Below are 23,206 nucleotides of genomic sequence, written 5' to 3' on the forward strand. Positions count from 1 at the left end.
CTGGCCGTTGCCGGCGTATTGATCATGAACGTCATGCTGGTGGCGGTCAGCCAGCGCACCGCTGAGATCGGCCTGCTCAAGGCGATCGGCGCCCCGCGACGGCAGATTATCGGGCTGTTCCTGACCGAGGCCGTAATGCTGTCTTTGCTCGGCGCTGCCATAGGATTGGCAATAGGTTTATTTGGTAGTGCATTGATTGGAAAGCTTTATCCTACCCTGCCGGTCGGCGCGCCGTGGTGGGCCATGGTGGCAGCCGTCGTTGTTGCCGTTGTCTCCGGGCTGGTGTTTGGCAGCCTGCCGGCACGGCGGGCGGCCCGGCTCGATCCGGTTATTGCCCTGGCGGGCCGATGAGGACACGCGACTTCCTGCGGCTGACCAGCGGCTCGGTGTTCTCTCACCGGCTGCGCTCCGGCCTGACGACGCTGGGTATCGCGATCGGTATCGGCGCAGTCGTCCTGCTCACCTCGATTGGCGAGGGTATACACCGCTTCGTGCTGCAGGAATTCACCCAGTTTGGCACCAGCATAGTCGCAATCAATCCCGGCAAGGCGACTACGTTCGGCGGCTCGATCGGGGTATTCGGCACGGTACGCCCGCTGTCGATCGAGGATGCAACCGCACTGGAACGTGCACCCTATGTGCGCAGCGTCGTCGCGCTAACGCAGGGCAACGCCGAAGTGGAAGGCAACAAGCGCGCGCGTCGCACGACAGTCTACGGCGTTGGCCCGGCTTTTCCCGAGACGTTCAGCTTCAACATCGGAATGGGCAATTTCCTGCCCGAAGACGACCCGCGGGCGCCACGGGCATTTGCCGTACTGGGCTCGAAGCTGCGCGATGAGCTGTTCGGCAACGCCAATGCGCTCGGCGCGCGTATCCGCGTCGGCGGCGATCGCTACCGGGTAATCGGCGTGATGGAAGCCAAGGGCCAGGTACTTGGTTTTGACCTGGACGACACGGTGTACATCCCCGTCAACCGCGCGCTGGAACTGTTCAATCGCGAAAGCCTGATGGAAATAGACATCCTCTACCAGGACGGAGCGCCGGTCGACGAAGTTGTCGCGTCTGTAAAACGCATTCTCATTGCCCGCCATGGCGGCGAGGATTTCACCATCACCACACAGGAACAGATGATGGATGTACTCGGCTCCATCCTCGACGTGCTGACGTTTGCGGTGGGCGCCCTCGGCGGTATCTCTCTGCTGGTCGGCGGCGTTGGCATTCTGACCATCATGACGATTGCGGTCGGCGAGCGCACGCCGGAAATCGGCCTCCTACGCTCACTCGGTGCCCGCCGCAACCAGGTGCTTGGCCTGTTTCTCGGCGAGGCCGTGCTGCTGTCAGCCATCGGCGGATTCGCCGGGCTGGTGATCGGTGCCGGCGGCGCCTGGCTGCTGCACGCGGCCATGCCGGCGCTGCCGGTACACACGCCGGTGGAATTCGTTATCGTCGCCGAAGTCGTTGCCATTGCAATTGGCCTGGCCGCCGGCGTACTGCCAGCGCAGCGTGCCGCCCACCTCGAGCCACTTGAGGCCTTGCGCGAAGGCTGATTATGCCCCGCCCCGTCGCTGGAACCGGCTGCGGTAAGTGCTTACAACATCCGGCAATGCATAGTGCTAGCCTAATATCAGGTGTGCTTTCGGGTGGGGCGGGACCCTCTATCCGAGGAGGTTACGATGGCTCGGTTCCGTCTCAGGCAGATTGCGCACGAGCTCATGCGGCGCAAGGTTTTCCGCGTTGCTATCGGCTATATGGTGGTCATGTGGCTGTTTGTGCAGGTTGCTGAAGTTACGTTCGAGCCGCTGCAGCTGCCGGCCTGGTCGCTAACCCTTCTGATCGTGTTCGCCATTATCGGATTCCCGGTTGCGGTCATTCTCGCCTGGATTTTTGAGGTCACGCCAGAGGGGGTCCAGCGCGACCCTCATGACACCCAACCCGGTGCGGCGCGCGACAGCGCGAGACGGGACACCGACGTTCGGTCAGTCGCTGTGCTGCCATTTGCTGACATGAGCCCGGAACAGGACCAGCGTTACTTCTGCGAAGGTATTGCCGAGGAAATCCTGAGCCTGCTGTGCGCAGTAAAGTGCCTGCAAGTACCTTCCAGGACTTCGTCGTTCAGATTTGACGCTGAGATACACGATATTCGAGAAATCGGCGCGGCACTCGGTGTGGAATCAATCCTCGAAGGCAGTATCCGCAAAGACGAAGACAAACTGCGCATCACTGCTCAGCTGATTGACACAAAGAATGGTTTTCATACCTGGGCCAGGACTTATGATCGGCAATTGAGCGAGGTACTGGCAGTTCAGGCAGAACTGGCGCGTGATATCGTGAGTCAACTGTGTCAATCATTGAGTGATGCCGGCCTGGTCATACCGGAACCGGCCAGCACCGCAGACATCCAGGCGTACGACTATTATCTGCAGGGCCGCTATTTCCTCAATCGGTTTTCGACACAAGACACAAAGTTTGCCGTTGGGTTGTTTGGCAAAGCTCTTGACCTGGACCCTGGTTTCTCGCGCGCCTGGGCCGGCCTGGCAGAGGCGCATACTTTCCTGAGCGTATACGACAAGAACACCGAGGATCATCGTGTTCAGGCTGGCAAAGCGGCCGAAAAAGCATTGCAGCTCACCCCGGACTCTGCGGCAAGCAGAGCTGCGCACGGCATGGCCCTGATGATCAGCCGCCAGTATTCCGATGCAGTAATTGCTTTCCGCAGGGCGCTGGAGGTCAATCCAAACCACTTCCTTGCAGTTTATTACCAGGCCCGGTGCTACCAGTTGAAAGGCCAACTGCAGCAGGCCGCCGCTCTCTTTGAACAAGCCGCATCACGCAGACCCGCGGATTATCAGGCGCCGCTGCTGGCGCTTTCAATCTACCGCATGCTGGGCAACGTGACACTGGCCCACCGCGCAGCAAAAAGCGGGCTCGAGGCAGCAGGCGTACACCTGATGTTGCACCCGGATGATGTACGCGCCATGTACCTCGGCGCGCTCGCGCTGCTAGAGCTCGGCGAGTCAGACCAGGGACAGCGATGGATCGAAAAGGCAATAGAGCTGCAGCCGGATGACGCGCTGGTGCATTACAACGCCGCGTGTTTTTACACCCAGGCTCACAACTTCGATGCAGCGCTGCAAAGCCTGAGTAAAGTCGACCAGGCCGGACTGGCATTCAGTGACTGGGTCGCAAACGATCCGGACCTGGGTCCGCTGCGTAAAGACCCGCGGTTTGATAGCTTGCTGCGATCAAAGACCGGCAGCTTCGGCAAGGCTGCACAGGCCAGCGCTCGCTGACACGGGCGAAACAGTACGCTTGTCCTGGTTGGCCGCTCGATGGTATCTCGCAGCGGTTGGAATGCCTCCGATTCGGCCGGCATCCGGTCAAGCGCCGAATCTGCGTCTCGCCGTGGCGTGTTACATAAGCCACCCGTGTGACCAGTATCACGGCAGCCCCGCCGCCACCCCGGTACGCTGACGCAAACCGGCACGGCCCGAGATAATTAACCCGACGTGAACACGAGCGTACAGCCCGCTGAGCAGACCCCCTCAGACCAGTCGATGGACGACGCGGCGTGGGCGATCCAGGTGGAAAACTCGATCCGCAAATGGCTGCCGGCTCACGCACTTGCCCTGCCGGGTGTTTGCCGCGCCATTGCCGTCGTCGGTGATGCAAAGAAAAAGGACTTCCGCGTTGTTGCGACCTGGCCGCAGGGATTTGCCGGCAGTGACGACATGCTGGAGATGGCTCCGGTCGGCTTTGAGGGGCGCAGTGAAGCGCGCCGTCTGCGCAGCGAGACGGGTCGCAAGCTCGATCGCATTGCCATGCCGATCTTCCACAAGGAACAGTTTCTTGGCGTACTTGTAGTCGAAGCCGATGGATTGAAAAGCCAGCAACGCAAAGACCTTTACGCGATCATCAACGGCAAGCCGCCGCAAAGGACGTCCGAGGCAGAGGCCACGGCAAACCGCCTGGCCATTGTGCTGGATGTCCTGGCAACCTGTCTCCATGCCGAGCCGGCCAATATTGCGCTGCATGCCATGGTCGGTGAGCTTGCCAGCCGTACCGGTTGTGACCGCGTCAGCCTGGGACGGCTGACCCGCGGCCGAATGAGCGTCATCGCTATCTCGGCCAATGACAAGCTCGAAGAAACCGAGGAGTACGTCGATGCCCTGGCGGCCGCCATGCTGGCCGCGACGCGACGTCGCCAGAACATCACCTATCCATGTCGCAGCAATTCAATTGCCCAGGACCGGCCGCATGCACAGCTAAGCCAGCAGCTCGGCGACGCAAACGTGATGACGGTGCCCCTGGTGCTGCATGGCGAGTGCTACGGCGCGCTCACGCTCGAACGTCATGGCAACACCAGCTTTGGTCCCGGCATCGGCGAACTGTGCGAGGCACTCGCGCCGCTGGCCGGCCCGGTTATTGACCTGAAGTTACGCAAAGAACAACAACCGATTGGCAGGCGCCTGCTGACCCGCCTGGTGGCGAAAAAACAGGACCCGGCAGGCTAGACCCGGGCAGAGCGCGGGCCACGCGCGCGGCTGGTAAACTGCGCCCTTGGGGTTTATCCGGGGGCCGGCAGGTGCAGCCCAGCTTCGCAAAAACTGTTCATAGTCTTGCCATTATTCTGCTCGTCGGCCTCGGCGCGCCTGCGTTGGCGCAATGGACCGCGCCGGACAGCCAGTGGCACGGGCGGTGGTACAGCGCCACTCCTGCCGTCATGGGTTTCGACGGCGGCGCGCTCGGGCAGGCGATCGACCGTATCGGCGCGATGGACGGCGTGTACGGATTCCTGCTGCTGCGTAATGGCTACCTGGTCGAAGAGCGTTACTGGCGCGAAGGCACGCGCAGCAAGCCGCATAACATCAAGTCGGCTTCGAAAAGCGTCATCTCGGCGCTGGTCGGTATAGCCATCGCCAATGGGCATTTCGGTCTCGACCAGCCTATCGTCGAACTGCTGCCACAGGCGCGCCAGTACCTCGATGATCCGGTCAAGCGTCGCATCACCGTGCGCCACCTGCTTACCATGACCTCGGGTCTGGAGTCAGCCAGCTATGACTCCTACAACGCCTGGGTTGTCAGCCGCGACTGGATACGTGACACCTTGCGCCGCCCGTTGCAATCAGCGCCGGGTGAGCAATACAACTACAGCACCGCCAACAGCCACCTGCTGTCGGCGATTCTTGCGACCAACACCGGCATGAGCACGCGGGCTTTTGCTGAACGCGAGTTGTTCGGCCCGATGGGCATAACCATCTATGGCTGGGACACCGATCCGAACGGCGTGCACCTCGGTGGTAATAACCTGTCAATCACGCCGCGCGACATGGCGAAGTTTGGCCAGTTGCACCTCGATGGCGGACGCTGGCAGAACCGCCAGCTGGTACCCCACTGGTGGGTCGATGCCTCAATCGCACCGAGCACTTCCGGCGACCAGGACACTTACGGGGACTATGGCTTCCTGTGGTGGTCACAGCCGCTCGGTGCTGGCAGCTTTGCTGCCGTCGGCTTCGGCGGCCAGTACATCGTGGTCTCGCCAGAACTCAATACCGTAATCGTAGTGACGTCGACACTTGTATCGAAGGGCCGTGAGTGGGAGACAGAACTGTTCGACCTGCTGCGTTATGGCGTCATTGGCAGCCTCACCGATCCGTCGATGCCGCCCGCGGTGATTGCGGCCACCACTATCGCCAACGTCAACCTGCGCGCAGTCCCCAGCACCAGCGGCCGTCGCCTGAAACTGCTGACGAATGGCAGCGAGGTACTGATCGACAGGCGTGACGGGGTCTGGCTGCACGGCTCGGTGGAAGATGTCGAGGGCTGGATACATTCCGACTATATCGACAACCTGTCGATGACCGGGCAACAGGCTCCGGCATCGGACATGCAGGCAGCAGCGCAGCCAGCCAACCTGCTGCTGGAGGCAGTCGCTGAAAAACAGCAGGCAGAGAAAGCACTGGCAGCCAGCCGTGACGAGATTGCACAGCTGCAGGCCAGGCTGCAGCGTAGTCGCGATGCAGCACAGCGCGCCCATGCCGATGTGGTAAGCCTGCAGGCAGCACTGGCAGAACAAGGTGACCGCTCCAGCCAGTTGCAGCAGTCGCTGGACCAGTCTGTGGCGCGTGGAACTGCACTCGAAGACAATCTCGGCGCCAAGCTGGCGCAGGTCAGGCAGCTCGAGGCCGGCCTGACCAGTTCGTCCACGCGCAGCGAAGAGCTGCTGACCGAGCTGGCCACACGTGGCACCCAGATCGCGAAGCTGGAACAGCAATTCTCGAGTTTGCAGTCAGACAAGCAGTCCCTGCTGACCGAAGTGCAGACCGGTCGTCGCGAACTTGATGCAGTCAGCCAGCAACTGACCCAGGCGCAACAGGAGCAACAAACGACAGCACAACAGCTGCAGGCACTGCAGGCCCAAATCGCGACGGCGCAGAATAACGCCGAGCAGGCAGTCACTGCGGAGCGCACCGCGTCTGCCAGGCTCGAAGAAATACAGCAGAAATACCAGGCGGAACAATCACGCGCCGCCGAACTGGAAAACGCGCTGGCCGGCGCCCAGACCGATCGCCAGTTCGTGCTGACCGATCTGCAGGAAAGCCGCTCTCAACTGAGCACGCTGAAGGACTCGATGGGCACGATGCAGGCCGCCAATGTGGCACTCGACAACGAGCTGGAGCGACTGCTGATCGACCATGCTGCACGCGGCGAAAAGCTGAACCGGTTCGAGCAGGAGCTGGCGGCAACGACCGCACAGCGTGACGCATTGACGCAACAGGCAAAGGCCGACAAACAGCGCCTTGCAGGACTGCAGGACGAACTGGCCGCCGCGACGACACAGAGTCGTCAGCTGGCTGCCTCGCTGGCGGAACAGCAACAACAATCGCAACAGCTGGAAACAACTCTGGCGCAGGTGCGCGGCGACGCCGATACCGTTCGCGACCAGCTCCGCGCAAGCCGTTCGCAGGCCGGCAAGCTGCAGGCGCAGCTCGAACAATCCACCGCACAGAACGAATCCACCAGCGAGTCCCTGGCCGCAAGCCAGGCCCGGGTTGCCACTCTGGAAGATTCGCTGGGCGCTGCGCAGGATCAGGCAGCTGATAACGCACGACAATTGCAGTCGGTTAGCGGAGAACTGGCCTCAACGCAGTCACTGGCTGGCAAGCTGCAGGGCACGCTGGCCACGGTGCGGGCAGCGCGCCAGGCCAGCCTCGATGAGCTGGCTGACAGTATCGAGCAGACGACGGCGCTGCGCAGCGCGATCGATAATGAGCAGGAGCAGCGGCAACAGCTGCAGGCCGAGCTGACCACCAGCCGTGAACAGGCTATACAGCTGGAATCGCGACTGGCACAGATAACCGAAACAGGCCAGACGCTGTCTGCTGAGCTCGACCAGGCCGGACAGCGTATTGCGTCACTGGAAGCTGCCGTAAGCAGTGCGCGCGCTGACACAGAAAAAACCAGTGCTGAGCTGGTCAGTAGTGACAAGCGCGCCGCACAACTGGCAGAACAGCTGGCGCAGGAACGTACTGCCGGCGAAGCCGCATCCACCGAACTTGATCAGCGATCGAGACGTATCGCAACACTGCAACAGAATCTCGACGAGGCGCAGAAAGCCAGTCAGCTGGCCAACACCGAACTTGCAGGCAGTCGTGCGCGACTGGATGAACTGCAGGCCACCCTGGCAGACGCCCGCGCCAGCCGAAAGTCAGATGCCGAAAAACTGGCCGCCGGCAGCGCGCAGCAGGCTGAATTGCAGGAAACGCTCGCCGGCGCACGTGCCGCGCGCAGCGCAGACGCGGACAAACTGGCAGCGAGTACTACCCGTATTACACAGCTGGAAAGTGATCTTGCAGCAGTCACCGGCCGTGCCGACAAACTGAGCGCAGAACTGGCGCAGGCCGAGACGGCGAGCGAGACCACGGTTGCCCGGCTCACGGCTACCCGGCAACAACTGGCGCAGGCGCAAAGCAACCTGGCGCAGCTGCAGGACGAAAGAAAGACACTCGAAACACAGCTGGCCTCCAGCCGCGGCGAGTTCGCCAGCCTGCAGGACAACGTCGCCAGGGCCGGCACCACAGAAGCGTCACTGGTTACCCGCCTGCAGCAGGAATCAGCACGGCTGGCCGGCCTGCAACAGGAGCTGCAGCAGACCCGGTCCGAACGCGAGACGCTGGCCGGGAAACTGGCTGACAGCGAATCACGCCTCGGCGAGCTGCAGCAAAGCCTGGCCGGTGCGCAGCAGCAACGCGAATCGGGCAGCGATGAATTACGTGCCAGCAATACCCGGGTCGGCGAGCTGCGTGCCGAACTTTCCCGGCGAGACGCAGCTCAACGGGAAACCGCTCAGCTGCTGGCGGCGCGAAACCAGCGTATCGCTGAGCTGGAAACCTTAGTGAGCCAGGCACAGCTGGCCGGAGAAAATACCGGTACCACCCTGGCGCAAAGACAAAGCCGCATTGATGAGCTCGAAGCTGAACTGGCAGTAAGCCGGCAGGCACTCGGGGACGCCAACAGGCAGTTGCGCAGCGCAAATACCAGGCTGGCACGGCTTGAGGATCAGCCGGCCACACAGCCGACCGTTGCCGGCACTACACCCGCGCGTGACAGCACTGCCGCGATGGCACTTGCTGATACGACGGAAGACAAGCCCATCGTCGAGTTGCTGGCGTCCACCAGCCGCACTGTCACTACGCCGCCGCCCGGGAACATTCGCCCGCGTATCGAAAAGTTAATTAGCAACTGGGCCGCCGCCTGGTCAGGCAAGGATGTCGAAGGCTACCTGGCCAGCTATTCGCCGGAATTTCGCTCAACCAGTGGCCAGAACTTCACGCAATGGCAGGCGCAGCGCCGCCAGCGACTGACCCGGCCAAAGTTTATCGAGGTTGGTATCGGCGAGATCACCGTGGAGCAGCTGGATGCCGGCCGCGCTCGCGCAACCTTCACCCAGGACTACCGTGCCGATCACTACAGCGACAGCGTAACGAAAACACTGGAACTGACCCGCAACGGCAGTGAGTGGAAAATTGTCAGTGAACGGTCACGATAAGGCTGCCGGCCCGCGCCAGGCGGTCCGTTGTTGTACATTAATGACTACAGAACGAAACTCATCGGGGATTTGATATGAGGTTAGCAATATATTTTGTCCTGGCGATCGTGTTGACCGCTGGTACCGGCTGTGAAAAGAAAGACACTTCAGTGCAACAACCAATATCCGACACCGAGGTACCACAGTCGGATGCGATGGAGCCGGCCGAAGATATCGCTTATCCGGGTGGCCCCCTGGTGCGTCACATGCACATGCATGCAGCGCAGCTCGAACGCCTCAATGCCGCGCTCGATGCCGGCGACATGGTTGCCGCCGGCACCCCGGCATACTGGCTGTCACGCCACGAGATGCTGCCAAACATGCCTGAAACCTGGCGCCCGCACATGGCGAAAATGCGCATGGCGGCCGAAGCTGTCGAAGCTGCCGCCGACATCGAAGCCGCGCGGGCCGCGGCGTCGCGTATCGAAGACAGCTGCCGCGGTTGTCACGAAGCGGCTGGTGCCGGACCGACCTGATGCAGCCACACGTATACCGGGCCTCCCGGTTTCTCGAAGCCGAGTTTGGCCATGCCGATGTAACTGATGAACTGGCCGCCTGGGTAGACAATTCAGGCATCAAAACCGGCGTGCTTACGGTGCAGCTGGTCGGATCCACCGGAGGCGTGACCACGATCGAGTACGAATCAGGTGCACTGGCCGACCTGCAACGCGCTTTCAATACCCTTGCGCCGGCCAATGAAGATTACCAGCACAACGAGCGCTGGCATGACGGTAACGGTTTTTCTCACCTGCGCTCTGCCCTGCTGAAAACCGGCATTGCACTGCCCATTATCGATGGCCGGCTGCAGCTGGGCACCTGGCAACAGGTTGTAGCCATCAACTTTGACAACCACGCACGCGACCGGGAGCTGGTCGGCGTCATAATCGGCGACTGACGACGCCCGTGAGGAAATCACACCGCGCTATCGCTATCGCCGGCAACATGGGCACCGGCAAGTCCTCGCTGGTGGAGTTTTTGAGCAACACCTACGACGCCGAACCGTATTACGAGCCCAACGAAGATAACCCGTACCTGGCCGACTTCTACGACGACATGAAGCAGTGGGCCTACAACTCGCAGATGTATTTTTTGAGCAGCAAGTTCCGTATCCACCAGGAACTGGACCTGATGCCGGGCGTGGTGATCCAGGACCGGACGATTTACGAGGATGCGCAGATATTTGCGACCGCGCTGCGTGAGATGCGCTATATCGACGAACGCGACTGGCAGACCTACTGGAATTTCTACCAGACCATACTGAACGCGATTAACCCGCCCGACCTTATGATTTACCTGCGCTGCTCCATGCGAACGCTACGCAAGCGCATCCGCCTGCGCGGGCGTGAAATGGAACAGGAAATCCCGATGCCATACCTGAAACGTCTGGAACGGCTGTACGAGACCTGGCTGGAAAGCTATGCACGCAGCCCGGTGCTGGTGATCGAGACCGACAAGATCGACTACGTCAACGATCTGATCCACCGCCTCGATGTCATGGAGCAGATCGAGGCTCTTGTATCGCTGTCGGAAAAAGGCATCGCGGCCGGCGCTGCTGACGGCTGAGAAAACAATAATACCGGCCCGGTTTTCAGGCCCGTTACCGTCGCTTTAGTTCGGCCACTTCCGCTTCGAGCGCGCTCACCCGTTTGGCGAGCTCGGACAAATCGACGCTGTCGGTAGCGGCAGCGCTGACCGGCGTCCTGGGCTTGCCCGCTGATACCTCGGCTTTTACGGGCCCGGACAGCAGGTGCATGTACTCAGAATCCCGGCGCCCCGGCGTGCGCGCCAGCTCTACGACCATCGGACCGGCATCACGCTCAACCAGGCTGTTGAGGGTATCAACGACAGCATTATTATCTTCGAACGAATGCAGACGCCCACTGTTCGTTCGCAGCTCGCCGGGTGTACGCGGGCCACGCAGCAGCAGCACACAGACGACGGCAAACTGAGCCGGGTCCAGCTTGATCTCGCTAAACCGCGTGTTGCACAGGCGTTGCCGGTATTTTTTTACGCCGCTTTTGAAGTTCTCGTCGGTTTGTACAAGATGCCGCGCATCCAGAAGGCGTACCGCCCGCTCTACCACGGCCTTTTCCAGCGCCATCACCGGGTTGCGACCAGACTTTTGATTGCAGGCATTGGTCAGCGCATTAAGGGTCAACGGGTACTGATCCGGCGTAATGACGGATTTCTCCATCAGGCAGCCAATGATGCGTGCCTCCTCCGCACTTAGTTCAGGTAGCACAAATACGCCCTCTTGATAAACTGATTAAAGCAACCCCTACGTTGCTGCCGGTTTGCAGTATACGGCCATTTGCAGCGTTCGCCGCCCGGACCTGTCATTTCCGGACTAAAAACAGCCGTTATCGTTATGGTTCGACGCCGCGACTCGCCGGTCTGACCGGTCCGACTCGCGGTCGAGCTCACGAAGTTGCTCCAGCAGGCCGCGCGAGTCATCGGCGGCGCTCAGGTCGTGCCAACTGATGATTTCACGAGCAGCCTCTGCAACCGGGACACGCGGGTAACGTGACCCGGTCAGCCAGTTGATGAATTTCATTGTGCGAAAGCCGTCCAGCCAGCGCACCAGCTGCGCTGCCAGCGAGTCCATGCTGGCGACGTTGGCGCGTGTCTTGTTCAACCACGTCGCATAGCCCATCGAGTCCAGAAACGGCTCGTATTCTGATGGCATTGGCTGATCGTTCCGGACCGACGCATGCAGCGTACGCTGAAACACCTGCAGCTCGCGATAAGCGGCGGGCGCATAGGTAGTCTGGGCCTCCGTCTGTGCTCGCCCCATCGCCGCACCGGTGCCAAACGGCACGCGCGTGGAAACACGTGCCGAGGGAAAAACAGTCGTCTCGTTTATCTCACCCACCGAGCCGCGTTTAAGCAGCTTGTTGATGAAATAAAAATCCTCGCCGGCCGCGCGCCGGTTCATGCCGCCCTCCTGCGCATAGATCTCGGAGCGTACAACCATGGCCGAGCCTACCGTATGACAAGCATAGGGTGAGTCGGCCGCCTGCAGGCCATTCCTGTAGCAACGCAGGTGCAACTCGTAGTCAATAATCGAAGAGCGGGAAGCACCAGGGGCGTCCTCCAGCGGGTGCTCGAAACAGACCACCGCGCCGACGTCGCCCGGATGATCGACGAAGTGACCGGCTATGGCGGTGAGGTAGTTCGAGGCAACCCGGCAATCGGCATCCAGCGAAACAATGAGGCCTCTCCCCTCGCGACTGGCCGCGAGCCGCGCAAGGGCGGCGTCCATACCGAGCTTCCGGGCCAGGCCCACGCTCGCCTGCTGCGCCGGCAGGTCACGATAATCGAGCACATGACAACCGAAACGACCAGCGTCCAGGTTCCTGGCCCAGGCCTCAGCCTGTTGCAGCGATTCGGCGTTGATGCGGCGAGTCTCGGTGCCGGCGTCGTCGGGTGCATTGATAACAACCAGTATTTCGACAGCACAGTGCGGACGCGACGCCGCCGCAACCGACTGCAGCGTTGCAACAAGGTCCGGCTCAGCAAGCGCCGGAATTACCACGACGAGGCCAGGATCCGCATCAGGCGCGGACAGCGCCGGGGGCGCCGCATAGCCGTGACGATCGAAGTAACGCCTGATATCACGCGCATGACGTTGTGCGAGAATAGTGCTGCCGGGTGTGGCTTGTGAGGGTTTCGATGACACGTAAATCTATTGATCTGGTGGTTGCGACCGATCCGGCCTGGGTCGACGCGCCGCTCGGCGACTTCGACGCATTCATGATGGACCACGCCAATTGTGAGCGCAAAGCCTCGGCACTGGCGATGAGCCTGGTGATGAAATATGCCGACCGCCCGTCAATTATTCCCGGGCTGATCGATGTCGCGCTGGAAGAACTGGAGCATTTTCAGCAGGTATACCAGCTGATGCAGGAGCGCGGGCTGCAGCTGGCCAGCGACGTACCCGACCCGTATGTCAAAGAACTGACAAAACTGATGCGTCACACTCGCAACGAGCGGTTCATCGATCAGCTGCTGGTCGCATCGATCATCGAATGCCGCGGCGCCGAACGCTTCGGCTTGCTCGCCGCTGCGCTGCCCGACCCGCAATTAAAAGCCTTTTATTCCGAGCTGCACAAGGCGGAAATAAAACACGGCCACCTGTTTGTGCACTTGCTGCTAAAAGAGTATCCAGAGGATCAGGTCTACCCTCGCTGCGAAGAACTCATGGCAGAAGAATCACGCATCATGGAAAGCCTGCCCCGGCGGCCTGCATTGCACTAAAGGGGTCGAACCGCACTTCTTTGGTGCATTCGTCGACAGCCGAGTGCTGAAACTCCCAGGGACCGGGATGATGCTGTTCTATGAGCTGCGTTTTCCGGGTCTGCCCATCTTTGCTGGACGAACCGATCGACCAAGCATGGCTTCAATTTGATCCTTGAAGCGGTTATTGCCCATCACCCGACAGGCATTGGTGGTATCTCTGATATAGGTGAGTAATTCAGGGTCGAATTCGTCGGCGAACAGATTTCGGTAAGCCTCGAACCGGCTTTCCAGATTCGTCGCCAATGACTGATACCGGGCATGTTCGGTTATCAGGCTATCGTACTTTCCAACGGCGTTGTGCGCGTAACTAGAGTGCGGGTAATCTCCTGGCAGGCGCACCATTCCTGCGCGGACAGGATTGAGCTCGATATAACGGTAGCAACTCAGCAAATAGGCGTTGTCCTGCACCAGGCTAGCCTTGTATCGACCTTGCCACAGCGTGCCGGTGCGATTGTATTGTCTGTTTACTCTCTGGACATAGGTGCGACCCAAAGCTTGCATCAAATGAGGCAGTGAGCGTTCGCTACCGGGCGTAATGAGCAAGTGAGTATGATTGGTCATCAAGACGTAGGCATGAATTTGGCAGTCAAACTGGCGGGCAGCGGTACCGAGCGATTTCCGGTAAAGCTGGTAATCCGAATCTTCGAAGAATACTGCCTGGCGATCTACGCCGCGCTGGATGACATGCTGAGGCAGCCCGGGGATGAAGTAGCGGGGTTGACGCGGCATGTCCGCTATTGAACTCGCCCCTTGTCGAACATGCCAGCACCAAAAAAGTGCGGTTCGACCCCATTTACTTACGTTTATTTTTTTGTGCTATAGTTCCAGAGCAAGTATGTCAAATGCTCAAACATAACGACATAAGGACTTCGGTTCGGAGATTGCAATGAAAAAGACCACCATGACCCTCGCGGGCTGTATTTTGATACTGCTCGCTGGCAACGCATCAGCCTGTGGCGAGAGCCTCTTCAGAGTCGGCAAAGGCGTAGCGTTTCGCGAATACACCGCCCCTCTTCCAGGAAGCGTACTGGCCGTCGCAAATACCGAAGCGGAATTGGCATTAGTTGAGAGACTGGCAGCTGCCGGTCACGAAGTTCACGTCGTATCAGACCCGTCAGAAATTAGCGAGGAGCTTCGAAACCACAAGATCGATGTCGTCCTTGCGTACTACAGCGCAAGGGACGTAGTTGAGGACGAAATGACGTCAGTGGCGAGTGCGACCTACATTCCCGTGGCAATGGACGGGACCGTGGAAGTCACCGAGGCCGGCAAGCAGTATCAGCAATCTCTCTCCAACGAAGATAGTGTTTTGAAATATTTGAAGACTATTCACAAAACACTGAAAGAAAAATCATGAAAAAACAGCCTGGCGGCGTGCCACGAAGCACGCTGCGCGGGGTGATTGCGCTGTCGACAATGGCGACCATTGGCCTTACTTCGAACGTCCACGCAACAGATGTTGGGCTCCGGAAGGGTAGTGGTTACTTCTCGTTAACTTACCAGCTCAATTCTACCGACGGCTTCGAGAGCAGTATTGGCGATCTGCCGATTGGTTCGATCGATACTCAGGTTATGAATTTTGAGTTCCAGTACGCCCTTTCAGATCGCCTGACAATCATCGCCGGTATCCCTTATGTGAGAAAGCGGTACAACAACGGCCCGCTGCCCCATGACCCGTTGCTGCTCGATCCGCCGAGACCTTTTGTCGAGAACGTAGATCTTGGAGGTTGGAATTCTGGTTTTCAGGACCTGAATATTGGTGCGAGATACCTGGTCAGAGAGGGAACCTTTTCTATTGAACCATTTGCTTACCTTGGCGTACCGAGTAACGAGTACCCGTTTTATGGTAACGCGGCCATCGGTCAGCAATTAACACGACTTCAAGTCGGGTCGTCCTTCATGTGGTTCCCGGGCCTGTCCAACGCCTCCTATCGAGCCGATATCGGCTATGTTTTCGTGGAGAAAACACTTGGCGTAAACGTCAATTACTGGAATATTCGCGCCGAGACTGGTTACCAGTTCGGACCGCGTATTACAGGCAGACTGTTCACCCTTCTGAAGAAAGGATCCGGACTCTCGGTGCCCACTGGCTTTCCCGGATTCCCTGGTGAATTGACTGACGAGAACTGGTATCAGCACGATCGCACACTCAAACACAACTACTGGAATATCGGCATCGGCCTCGACTGGGCTTTGAATGACCACTACAGTATCTCGTCAAATTACATGGAAATGATCTGGGAAGATCAGGTGAATATCCTCGAATACGCCTTTACCGTGTCACTTGCGCGGGCGTTTTGATTAACATCGGAAACACCTAAGGCGCAACTTTGAAGCGTTGCAAGGTTTCAGGCAGACGATCACGCAAAACTTTCTGCCGCAACTCGACCGAGTTGACAACAGCCTTGTATCTTTTCTCATCCTTGAACTTGCGAAAACAAGGTGAGTCAACCAGGACCGGGTACCAGAGCAATCCTGGACTGTCCATAACTCGCTCAAGGGTTTCCAGCGCCAACTTATCCTCTCCCAGTATCGAGTACCCACAGGCCTCATACATGATTGGCCACCATGCGTTTTGAGAACCGGTCTGCCTGAGGCGGCTCATTATCCCATTAACAAATTCGGCAAATTCATGTGCCTTCTCAAACTGCCCGTTTGCATTTAGCGCGTCAGCATAAATCATTAGCGTCTCAATGCCGTTAGCGCGCCTGGTATCAACAAAGACTCTCTCGGGCAGGCCTTGTCGGTCCAGTATGTAAATTGCCTGCTCGTAGTCACCAAGCGCCAGGTGCGCCCGCGCCAGTCCGTACCAGATTTGAACCTGATTGGGATTCTCGAGGGCCAGGTCACTGCCAACCTCGATCATCTCCTGATATCGTCTGAACCAATACAGGTTGATAAACGACGTGTCCGGGTCAAAATGCCTGGCGCCTTCCTCGTCGCCAATTCGAGCATACAGTTCGGCCAGCATCCAAGGCGCGTCCGCATAGTCGGGATCTGCAGCTCTTGAGCGCATTGCCCAGGCAATTCCTACGTCAAGATTCCCAACAAGCTCGTGGATTCGCGCCAGGTGCAGAAAGGCAACCGCCTTTTTCGGAGAGTTGCTGAAGCGCTCCTGAATATCGGCAGCAATCTCAAGCGCCTTGTCTCTTTGCCCGGAAACACCGTAGAAGTTGCCGAGCTCTGCGTAACGTAAGAGAGATTCCGGATCCTGATCCAATGCCCGTAAAAAATATATTTCAGCCTCATCGGTGTCGGGTTGATGCCACAACCATTTTGCATAGGCTGCCAACGCATCGGCGTTGAACGGATTGAGTTCAATTGCACGCGCGTGCGCGTCGCCAGCGTTCTCAAATCGCATCCACCGGTACAGTGCCAGCGTGTTTTGAACCTCAGAAAGATTCGGATTGATCTCCAACGCTTTTACTATAGCGGCGCCGGCACTCTCAATATCCCCCAGATAGAGCAACGCATCAGCGTATCGACTATGTGCCAGAGCTGAATTTGGGTCAGCTTCGGTTGCTCGTCGATAAAGCTCGATGGCTTTCGATAGTTGCTCCATTTTTACCGTTGGTTGATCTTTGACCTCTTGAAACGTTATACGCGCAAGTTGCAACAGTTCGTTGGCCGACGCATCAAGGGTTGCCAGCGTAGACCTGCCCAACGACGGATCAGAACCTGGCATCAGCAGTGCCACAATTTCTGTTGCTATTTCCTGTTGGGCGGTCAACAAGTCATCGTCTCTTTTCCGAAATGTCTTGGTCCAGTCGCCAAATCCAGACTCGCCATCGATTACTGTCACCGTGATATGAAGGACATTGTCCTGCCGCCTCACTGTTCCTTCGATCAATTGGGCAACACCAAGCCGCATTGCGATTTCCGGCGCCGATAGTGTCTGGTTCTGAAAAATCACAGAGGAAGATCTGGCGGCTACCCGCATGCCACCGATTCGGCCAAGTTGATCTCGCAGCTCGTCGCTCAGCCCCTTGGGTATGTAGTCGTCATCGACGTATTGGCTCGCGTTCTCAAATGGCATAACGGCAATCGTATTCTTGGCCGGGCGCTCTCGATTTTCACGCTGAGCTGTCCCTGATTCCTCCAGCCCAACGACGCTCGGATAGACAAGGTAAAACAAGCCCGCCGTAGCACCGATGAGCAGGGCTGTGGCCGCCACAATGGTGAGCCGACCTTCCGCGCTGGAGGTTTGGGCTCGCCTTACACCGCCTGGCCCGATGTCGAAGCGCCATGCCAAAAACATCGTAACGGGAAAGCCAACGACGAATAGAATTGCGACAAAGGACTTCGATCCTTCCGGAAAAACCGGTAATGCCTCAATAAGAAATGACAAAACCTCCGTGATGCTCCAGGCAGCAGCAGCGTATATTAGAGCCGTCTGCAGTACCCGACGGCGCCCCAACTCGGCAAATAGGTGTTGCGCGATACCGTCATCCGGCTCGGATAATTCCCGGACTTCGGCAAGCATCCTGTAGCCCTCGCCCCGGACCAAACCGATGTAACGCGGGGAATCGGCATTGTCCCCCAGTGCCCGGCGAACCAGCTTGATTCTTTGAGTGACTGTCTCCGGGCTGACGAATTTCCCTGACCACACAAGCTTGACCAGCTCGTCATGCGTCACGAGGTTGGGGGCCGCCCTGGCCAATACCAGTACCAGCTGATAGGACAGCCGCGGCAGATCAAGGACCGCTTTCCCACGGCGGACCTGACGCTTCCCTATATCGAGAACCAGATCCCCTATCTGAAGGCATCCACTGGTTGGCTGCTGATCCATATACTAGGTCTCTGCTCGCTCGACCATGATTCTTCGCAGTCTATGTGCCTGATTTTAAAGGGTCAAGTGAAACTTCACACAACCTTCATGCGAGTTTCACACGGCACCAGACACAACAACCTAATCTGAACTCGTCCGGTTTTTTGAGCATTGGCCGGATCGCTGGCGGAAAGCTACCGCTAGCGTGGAAGAAGGCGCGCCTTCTCATTTATACCCTTGGCGGTAGCGACGAGGAGAAGATTGTTAAGGATGCCGGACTCAAAACTGGAGTCACTCTGCTACTGGTGTTTGTGGCGAGCACCCTGGGCCGACCATGGGTTTCGAAATAATTTTGATGGTGCCGGAGAGTGAATTTGAATCGCCAACCTACGATTACTAATGCGCACCACCGCTTGTAGTTAATTGTTGGTGTGCAGCGAATCCGGGCACCCGCGGCATCCAGTTCCTGACCGTGCATAACGGTGCATAACCGAGTCACGCAAAACTCACGCAGTATTCGGCTACATCCGTCCTGCCCACAGTCTATTCTTTAAGGTGAACTACCGAAGAATAAATGCTGTCCTGCAGCAGAGGGAATCGCCATGCGCCCGACTATCGTACTCCTGGCTTGCCTGATGACTACAGCCATCTGGGCCGCCGTACCAACCAGCCTGAACTATCAGGGTTACCTGACCGACCCGAGTGGCGCTGCTATAGACACTGACACACAGATAACGTTCTCGATCTACAACGCCGATGTTGGTGGGTCGTCGTTGTGGAGCGATACACGAACTGTGCCAGTCGATCAGGGACTGTTCTCTGTTGAGCTGGGTAATCCACTTAATCCGTTTCCGGCAGGTTTATTCGACACGCCGCTGTTCATCGGCATCGATGTCGACGGTGATGGCGAGATGGTGCCACGCAGACCGCTAACCAGTGTGGGTTTTTCGTTCAAAGCTGACCAAGCTGATGATGCGCTGAGCCTGCAGGGTCAGGGACCAGCGGCATATGACCAATCCCTACACGTATCTGATGTGGCCAACCCTCACGGCGTGACAGTCGGTCAGACCGGTGGCGCCTCCAGCGGCGACATTGCAAACCTGCAAGCACAGCTTGACGCGGCGCTGGCAACGATAGCGCAGGTACAGACAGATCTTGGTAATGAAACAAGCGCACGGATCGCGGCAGACAATGCGGAGATTGCCGCACGTATCGCTGATGTCGATGCCGAGGAAGCCGCGCGTATTGCTGCCGTCGCCGACATCGCGGACAACACTGTTTTGGCTCTGGATGGCATGCTGAGTTTGTCCGGTGGCGACACGGCGCTATTCGATGGTGTCAACGTGCAGGTGGTGAATGGCACCGATACGACCGACGGGAATCCTAACGGCAAGGGAAATCTCATCGTCGGATACGACGAGCCGGACACTGATCTACCGATTTGCTCAGTTGGCAGCTCCGACAATGCGACTGATTGCGGGAACGCCGGGGGCGTGTGGGACTCGAGTCATAAGAGCGGCTCGCATAACGTGATCGTAGGCTACCTGCACAACTACACCCGGTACGGCGGACTGGTGGTCGGCGTTAACAACAACATCACCGGAATCGTCGCCAGCGTGACCGGCGGCTCGGGTGGTACGGCCAGCGGTTCTGCCGCAAGCGTCAGCGGTGGCATCAACAATAGAGCGATTGCCAGTAATTCCAGCGTAAGCGGCGGCAGCGTGAACATTGCGGCAGGAGGGACCTCCAGTATTGGTGGGGGAGCCGGCAACCTGACCAGCGGCAACTCCGCCAGTATTACGGGTGGTCGTAATAATGTCGCCAGCGGGGACTGGTCCGCTGTCGTTGGGGGTGGTTTCTCAGACCCGCTGTTTGGCAACGAAGCCTATTCCAATTATTCGGCGATCCTCGGTGGGTTCCGCAATGTGACCGGCGACACCGGCAGTGGCGACAGAACGCTAGGTGAGCAAGCGACAGTCAGCGGCGGCAGTAGCAACACCGCCAAAGGTGACGCTGCCAGCGTCAGCGGCGGCCAAGAGAATGTCGTCATTGGGCCCGCGTCCAGCATCACCGGTGGTCGGTTCAACGTCACCACCACGATCAATTCTGATTGGACCACAATCAGCGGTGGCTTTAACAACTTTACGAGCGGCGCATACGCGAGCATCAGCGGCGGCGACGATGTTCTCTGCGCATCCGACACCTGCGGCGAAGGCACGATCAGTACGCCTGACTAACGTCTTTGCGAGGAGCGCAGCGACGAAGCAACCTGCCAGATCATGCGTGTTTGATGAGATTGCTTCGCTCCGCTCGCAAAGACCCCATTAAGATGGTGGCTATGGCTGGACTTGAACCAGCGACCTACGCATTATGAATGCGCCGCTCTAACCAACTGAGCTACATAGCCATATTTTTTCGCGGCTAAAGCCGCTCCCACGACCCATCGCGCAGGATCGACCCGAAGTCGCGGCTGAAGCCGCTCCCACGAGGCCGTGTCGCAAGCCGTCGCGCCGCAGAGGGATTGCGATTCTCCGGCGGTGTCGGCGGGCTGTCAAGCCACTCAGCCCTTGGCGCTGAGCTTGTCCTCGCGGGCCGTGATCAGGGCCATGAGGCGCTCGGCCTTGTGCGTGCTCTGCTCGATTTGACTGGTTATGGCCGCTTTTTGCTCTTCGGCAGTCACCGTCTTCAGCTGCTCCTGGGCGGCGGCGATACCGTCGAGCAGGGTCTTGTGGCGCTCGCGCACCGACTCCAGCGACTCGGCCTCTTCGGCTTTGTCAAAGACGACATCATCGGGTGATTTACCCTGCTCCGCCACTTTCCTGCGCCGGGATGCAGCAGGAATCACCTTGGTCGCAGGATCCAGCGCGCGGGTGTTCATAAAGTTTGGCGATACAATTTCCACGCCACCGCTGTGCAGGGCATCGAGCGCTGCCGCGCGCAGCCGCGAACGCGTGGCGATCAGCCCTTTCACCGGACGCAGGATGCCGGCAGCGCGATAAACCACGGAAAAATCGCCGAGCTCGACAACCTGGACAAAACCATCTTCCAGACCTGCATCAGCAACTGCCTTGAGCAGTAACTCCTCGATCACTTCGCGTGACACGTCATAGCCCAGGCTCAGCTGTACCGAAACGATGGTGCCTTCCTGCGAGCGCACCACCCGGTAGGGGTTGTTAATGAGATAAATATTGGAGAACGTCGTCAGGTCACTGGCTTCGGTCTGGATCTCGGTGTGTAACAGGTCCATCTCGGTGACGCGGCCGAAATGCTCGCCCACCTGCACATAGTCGCCGGGCTTGAATCCTCTGATTGAACGCAGCATCAGCCCGGCCATGGCATTACCGAGCACGGTTGTCGATGACAGGGCGATGGCGGCGCTGAGTACGATGCCAAAGAAACTCAATAGCTGGCCGCGGCGCGAGTCGCCCATGGGCGCGATGATGATCAGCGCCAGCATCGACAGCACCACGATGGTCGCCTGCAGTACCTGCAAGCGCGTCTGCATGGTCTCGCGCGAGGCGTAGCGCTTGCGCACCAGCCAGTTCAGGCCCAGCGCTACGGCAATCACAGCGGCAACCTGGGCAAAAACCCACAGGTTCCAGCTGACTACCTCTGCTATTCCGTCCATTCAGTGCTCACACGTTGAAGCGGAAGTGAATGACATCGCCCTCGGCCACTATATAGTCCTTGCCTTCCAGCCGCAGCCGGCCCGCTTCCTTCGCGCCATGCTCGCCACCGAGGCTGACAAAGTCATCGTACGCGATTACCTCGGCGCGAATAAAGCCGCGCTCGAAGTCGGTGTGTATTTCACCGGCTGCCTGCGGCGCGGTCGAGCCGATACGCACCGTCCAGGCCCGTACCTCTTTCGGCCCCGCGGTAAAGAAGGTCTCCAGGCCCAGCAATTTATACGCCGCCCGGGAAACCCGGTTCAGCCCTGGCTCCGCCATGCCCAGTTCGGCGAGAAACTCCTGCTTGTCAGCCTCGTCCAGCGTGGCGATTTCCGCCTCCAGCGCGGCACAGACCGCAACCACCCCGGACCGCTCGGCTGCGGCAATCTCACGCAGCTGGTCCAGTCGCGGATTGTTCTCGAAACCGTCCTCGTCGACGTTGGCGATATAAAGCACCGGCTTGGCCGTCAGCAGGTGCAGCTCGCGCAGCGCTGTGCGGTCATTGTCGTCCAGCACCATCGCGCGCACGGCAACGCCTTCGGCCAGCGTGTCGTGCACCTTTTTCAGCAGGTCACGCCAGGCAATATCTTCTTTCTTTCCCGTTTTGGCGTTGCGTTCGGCCTTGTCGAGGTTTTTCTCCACCGTTGCCAGGTCGGCCAGCGCCAGCTCGGTGTTGATGGTTTCTACATCCGACTCAGGGTCGACGCGCCCGGCGACGTGGGTAACGTCATCGTTTTCGAAGCAGCGCACTACATGCGCAATGGCATGAGTCTCGCGGATGTTGGCGAGAAACTTGTTGCCGAGCCCCTCACCTTTGGATGCGCCCGCCACCAGCCCGGCGATGTCGACGAACTCGACCGTGGTGGGCAGAATTTTCTGCGGTTTTTCAATCGCGGCGATCCGGTCAAGCCGTGGGTCAGGCACCGGCACAATGCCGACGTTCGGGTCGATCGTGCAGAACGGGTAATTCTCGGCAGCGATTTCGGCCGCAGTCAGCGCATTGAACAATGTCGATTTACCAACATTCGGCAGGCCGACGATGCCGCAGCGGATCGGCATCAGCCCTTCCCCGTGTGCAGCTTGGTCATCGCTTTTTCAAAACCCTCACGCACCAGCAGCGGCATAACATCGGCAGCGTCGGCAATGGATTCGTGAATCATGCGGCCATCGTCGATTGACGGCTTGCGCAGCACGTAGTTGGTCACCGCGTTCTTGTTACCCGGATGTCCTACGCCAAGGCGCAGGCGGGCAAAATCCCTCCCGATCTGCGCGACGATATCGCGCAGTCCGTTGTGACCACCGTGGCCGCCACCCAGCTTCAGCCGCGCGCTGCCCGGCGGCAGGTCGATCTCATCGTGTACCACGAGTATTTTCTCAACCGGCACT

At 58.9% G+C, this 23,206-nt stretch carries 19 protein-coding genes and 1 tRNA gene; 12 read left to right on the forward strand and 8 right to left on the reverse strand.

Annotated elements, in window-relative coordinates; genetic code table 11:
• The 8 genes from HKN06_09235 to HKN06_09270 all read left to right on the forward strand — a co-directional run.
• Positions 1 to 351 (forward strand): FtsX-like permease family protein (locus HKN06_09235; protein ID NNF61495.1); only part of this gene is annotated, 351 nt, incomplete at its 5' end.
• Positions 348 to 1,547, forward strand: coding sequence for an ABC transporter permease (locus tag HKN06_09240; GenBank protein NNF61496.1), 1,200 nt, complete (start codon positions 348 to 350; stop codon positions 1,545 to 1,547). The genes HKN06_09235 and HKN06_09240, both read left to right, overlap by 4 nt.
• Before the next feature lie 126 nt (positions 1,548 to 1,673).
• Positions 1,674 to 3,290: a hypothetical protein gene (locus HKN06_09245; GenBank protein NNF61497.1), complete on the forward strand. Its 1,617-nt coding sequence runs from the start codon at positions 1,674 to 1,676 to the stop codon at positions 3,288 to 3,290.
• Between the two features lie 216 nt (positions 3,291 to 3,506).
• Positions 3,507 to 4,511, forward strand: coding sequence for a GAF domain-containing protein (locus HKN06_09250; GenBank protein NNF61498.1), 1,005 nt, complete (start codon positions 3,507 to 3,509; stop codon positions 4,509 to 4,511).
• A 71-nt stretch (positions 4,512 to 4,582) separates the two neighbouring features.
• Complete coding sequence (locus tag HKN06_09255; protein NNF61499.1) at positions 4,583 to 9,046, forward strand: serine hydrolase; 4,464 nt, start codon at positions 4,583 to 4,585, stop codon at positions 9,044 to 9,046.
• A gap of 74 nt (positions 9,047 to 9,120) precedes the next feature.
• A complete protein-coding gene (locus tag HKN06_09260) occupies positions 9,121 to 9,561 on the forward strand; it encodes a hypothetical protein (protein ID NNF61500.1) in 441 nt (146 codons plus the stop codon).
• The gene (locus tag HKN06_09265) at positions 9,561 to 9,980 is read left to right on the forward strand and encodes a YjbQ family protein (GenBank protein ID NNF61501.1); all 420 of its coding nucleotides are present in this window, start codon (positions 9,561 to 9,563) and stop codon (positions 9,978 to 9,980) included. Before HKN06_09260 ends, HKN06_09265 begins: the two co-directional genes overlap by 1 nt.
• Before the next feature lie 47 nt (positions 9,981 to 10,027).
• Positions 10,028 to 10,648: a deoxynucleoside kinase gene (locus tag HKN06_09270; protein ID NNF61502.1), complete on the forward strand. Its 621-nt coding sequence runs from the start codon at positions 10,028 to 10,030 to the stop codon at positions 10,646 to 10,648.
• A gap of 34 nt (positions 10,649 to 10,682) precedes the next feature.
• Here HKN06_09270 and HKN06_09275 read toward each other — a convergent pair whose 3' ends face one another.
• Positions 10,683 to 11,327, reverse strand: a complete 645-nt coding sequence (locus HKN06_09275; protein NNF61503.1) for a DUF480 domain-containing protein — start codon at positions 11,325 to 11,327, stop codon at positions 10,683 to 10,685.
• A gap of 105 nt (positions 11,328 to 11,432) precedes the next feature.
• On the reverse strand, positions 11,433 to 12,764 hold the full coding sequence (locus HKN06_09280) for a hypothetical protein (GenBank protein NNF61504.1): 1,332 nt from the start codon (positions 12,762 to 12,764) through the stop codon (positions 11,433 to 11,435).
• On the opposite strand from HKN06_09280, the gene HKN06_09285 reads away from it, so the two are divergent.
• Entirely contained in the window at positions 12,758 to 13,342 is a 585-nt protein-coding gene (locus tag HKN06_09285; GenBank protein NNF61505.1) for a tRNA-(ms[2]io[6]A)-hydroxylase, read from the forward strand. The genes HKN06_09280 and HKN06_09285 overlap by 7 nt on opposite strands.
• Positions 13,343 to 13,420: 78 nt before the next feature.
• Here HKN06_09285 and HKN06_09290 read toward each other — a convergent pair whose 3' ends face one another.
• A complete protein-coding gene (locus HKN06_09290) occupies positions 13,421 to 14,113 on the reverse strand; it encodes a transposase (GenBank protein NNF61506.1) in 693 nt (230 codons plus the stop codon).
• 157 nt (positions 14,114 to 14,270) lie between these two features.
• Between HKN06_09290 and HKN06_09295 the strand changes: the two genes are divergently transcribed.
• Positions 14,271 to 14,741, forward strand: a complete 471-nt coding sequence (locus HKN06_09295) for a hypothetical protein (GenBank protein NNF61507.1) — start codon at positions 14,271 to 14,273, stop codon at positions 14,739 to 14,741.
• Positions 14,738 to 15,685: a hypothetical protein gene (locus HKN06_09300; protein NNF61508.1), complete on the forward strand. Its 948-nt coding sequence runs from the start codon at positions 14,738 to 14,740 to the stop codon at positions 15,683 to 15,685. Before HKN06_09295 ends, HKN06_09300 begins: the two co-directional genes overlap by 4 nt.
• Positions 15,686 to 15,701: 16 nt before the next feature.
• On the opposite strand, the gene HKN06_09305 is transcribed toward HKN06_09300, so the two are convergent.
• Positions 15,702 to 18,173, reverse strand: coding sequence for a tetratricopeptide repeat protein (locus HKN06_09305; protein NNF61509.1), 2,472 nt, complete (start codon positions 18,171 to 18,173; stop codon positions 15,702 to 15,704).
• 614 nt (positions 18,174 to 18,787) lie between these two features.
• On the opposite strand from HKN06_09305, the gene HKN06_09310 reads away from it, so the two are divergent.
• Positions 18,788 to 20,389, forward strand: coding sequence for a hypothetical protein (locus HKN06_09310; protein NNF61510.1), 1,602 nt, complete (start codon positions 18,788 to 18,790; stop codon positions 20,387 to 20,389).
• A 93-nt stretch (positions 20,390 to 20,482) separates the two neighbouring features.
• Here HKN06_09310 and HKN06_09315 read toward each other — a convergent pair.
• The 4 genes from HKN06_09315 to HKN06_09330 all read right to left on the reverse strand — a co-directional run.
• Positions 20,483 to 20,559, reverse strand: a tRNA-Met gene (locus HKN06_09315).
• A gap of 153 nt (positions 20,560 to 20,712) precedes the next feature.
• On the reverse strand, positions 20,713 to 21,780 hold the full coding sequence (locus HKN06_09320) for a mechanosensitive ion channel family protein (GenBank protein ID NNF61511.1): 1,068 nt from the start codon (positions 21,778 to 21,780) through the stop codon (positions 20,713 to 20,715).
• A gap of 7 nt (positions 21,781 to 21,787) precedes the next feature.
• Positions 21,788 to 22,879 (reverse strand): redox-regulated ATPase YchF, encoded by a 1,092-nt coding sequence (gene ychF, locus HKN06_09325; protein ID NNF61512.1) that lies wholly within the window; start codon positions 22,877 to 22,879, stop codon positions 21,788 to 21,790.
• Positions 22,879 to 23,206, reverse strand: a 328-nt coding sequence (locus HKN06_09330) for an aminoacyl-tRNA hydrolase (protein ID NNF61513.1), incomplete at its 5' end; no start/stop codon positions are given. The genes HKN06_09330 and ychF, both read right to left, overlap by 1 nt.

The organism is Gammaproteobacteria bacterium, from assembly GCA_013003425.1.
In the GTDB taxonomy this organism is placed as follows: Bacteria; Pseudomonadota; Gammaproteobacteria; order Steroidobacterales; family JABDKV01; genus JABDJB01.

Bases quoted from the DNA above. Each gene is read 5' to 3' on its own strand.
- HKN06_09240 (NNF61496.1), top strand. From the start codon at position 348: ATGAGGACACGCGACTTCCTGCGGCTGACCAGCGGCTCGGTGTTCTCT.
- HKN06_09245 (NNF61497.1), top strand. From the start codon at position 1,674: ATGGCTCGGTTCCGTCTCAGGCAGATTGCGCACGAGCTCATGCGGCGC.
- HKN06_09260 (NNF61500.1), top strand. From the start codon at position 9,121: ATGAGGTTAGCAATATATTTTGTCCTGGCGATCGTGTTGACCGCTGGT.
- HKN06_09265 (NNF61501.1), top strand. From the start codon at position 9,561: ATGCAGCCACACGTATACCGGGCCTCCCGGTTTCTCGAAGCCGAGTTT.
- HKN06_09270 (NNF61502.1), top strand. From the start codon at position 10,028: ATGGGCACCGGCAAGTCCTCGCTGGTGGAGTTTTTGAGCAACACCTAC.
- HKN06_09285 (NNF61505.1), top strand. From the start codon at position 12,758: ATGACACGTAAATCTATTGATCTGGTGGTTGCGACCGATCCGGCCTGG.
- HKN06_09290 (NNF61506.1), bottom strand. From the start codon at position 14,113: ATGCCGCGTCAACCCCGCTACTTCATCCCCGGGCTGCCTCAGCATGTC.
- HKN06_09295 (NNF61507.1), top strand. From the start codon at position 14,271: ATGAAAAAGACCACCATGACCCTCGCGGGCTGTATTTTGATACTGCTC.
- HKN06_09300 (NNF61508.1), top strand. From the start codon at position 14,738: ATGAAAAAACAGCCTGGCGGCGTGCCACGAAGCACGCTGCGCGGGGTG.
- HKN06_09305 (NNF61509.1), bottom strand. From the start codon at position 18,173: ATGGATCAGCAGCCAACCAGTGGATGCCTTCAGATAGGGGATCTGGTT.
- HKN06_09310 (NNF61510.1), top strand. From the start codon at position 18,788: ATGACTACAGCCATCTGGGCCGCCGTACCAACCAGCCTGAACTATCAG.
- HKN06_09320 (NNF61511.1), bottom strand. From the start codon at position 21,780: ATGGACGGAATAGCAGAGGTAGTCAGCTGGAACCTGTGGGTTTTTGCC.
- ychF (NNF61512.1), bottom strand. From the start codon at position 22,879: ATGCCGATCCGCTGCGGCATCGTCGGCCTGCCGAATGTTGGTAAATCG.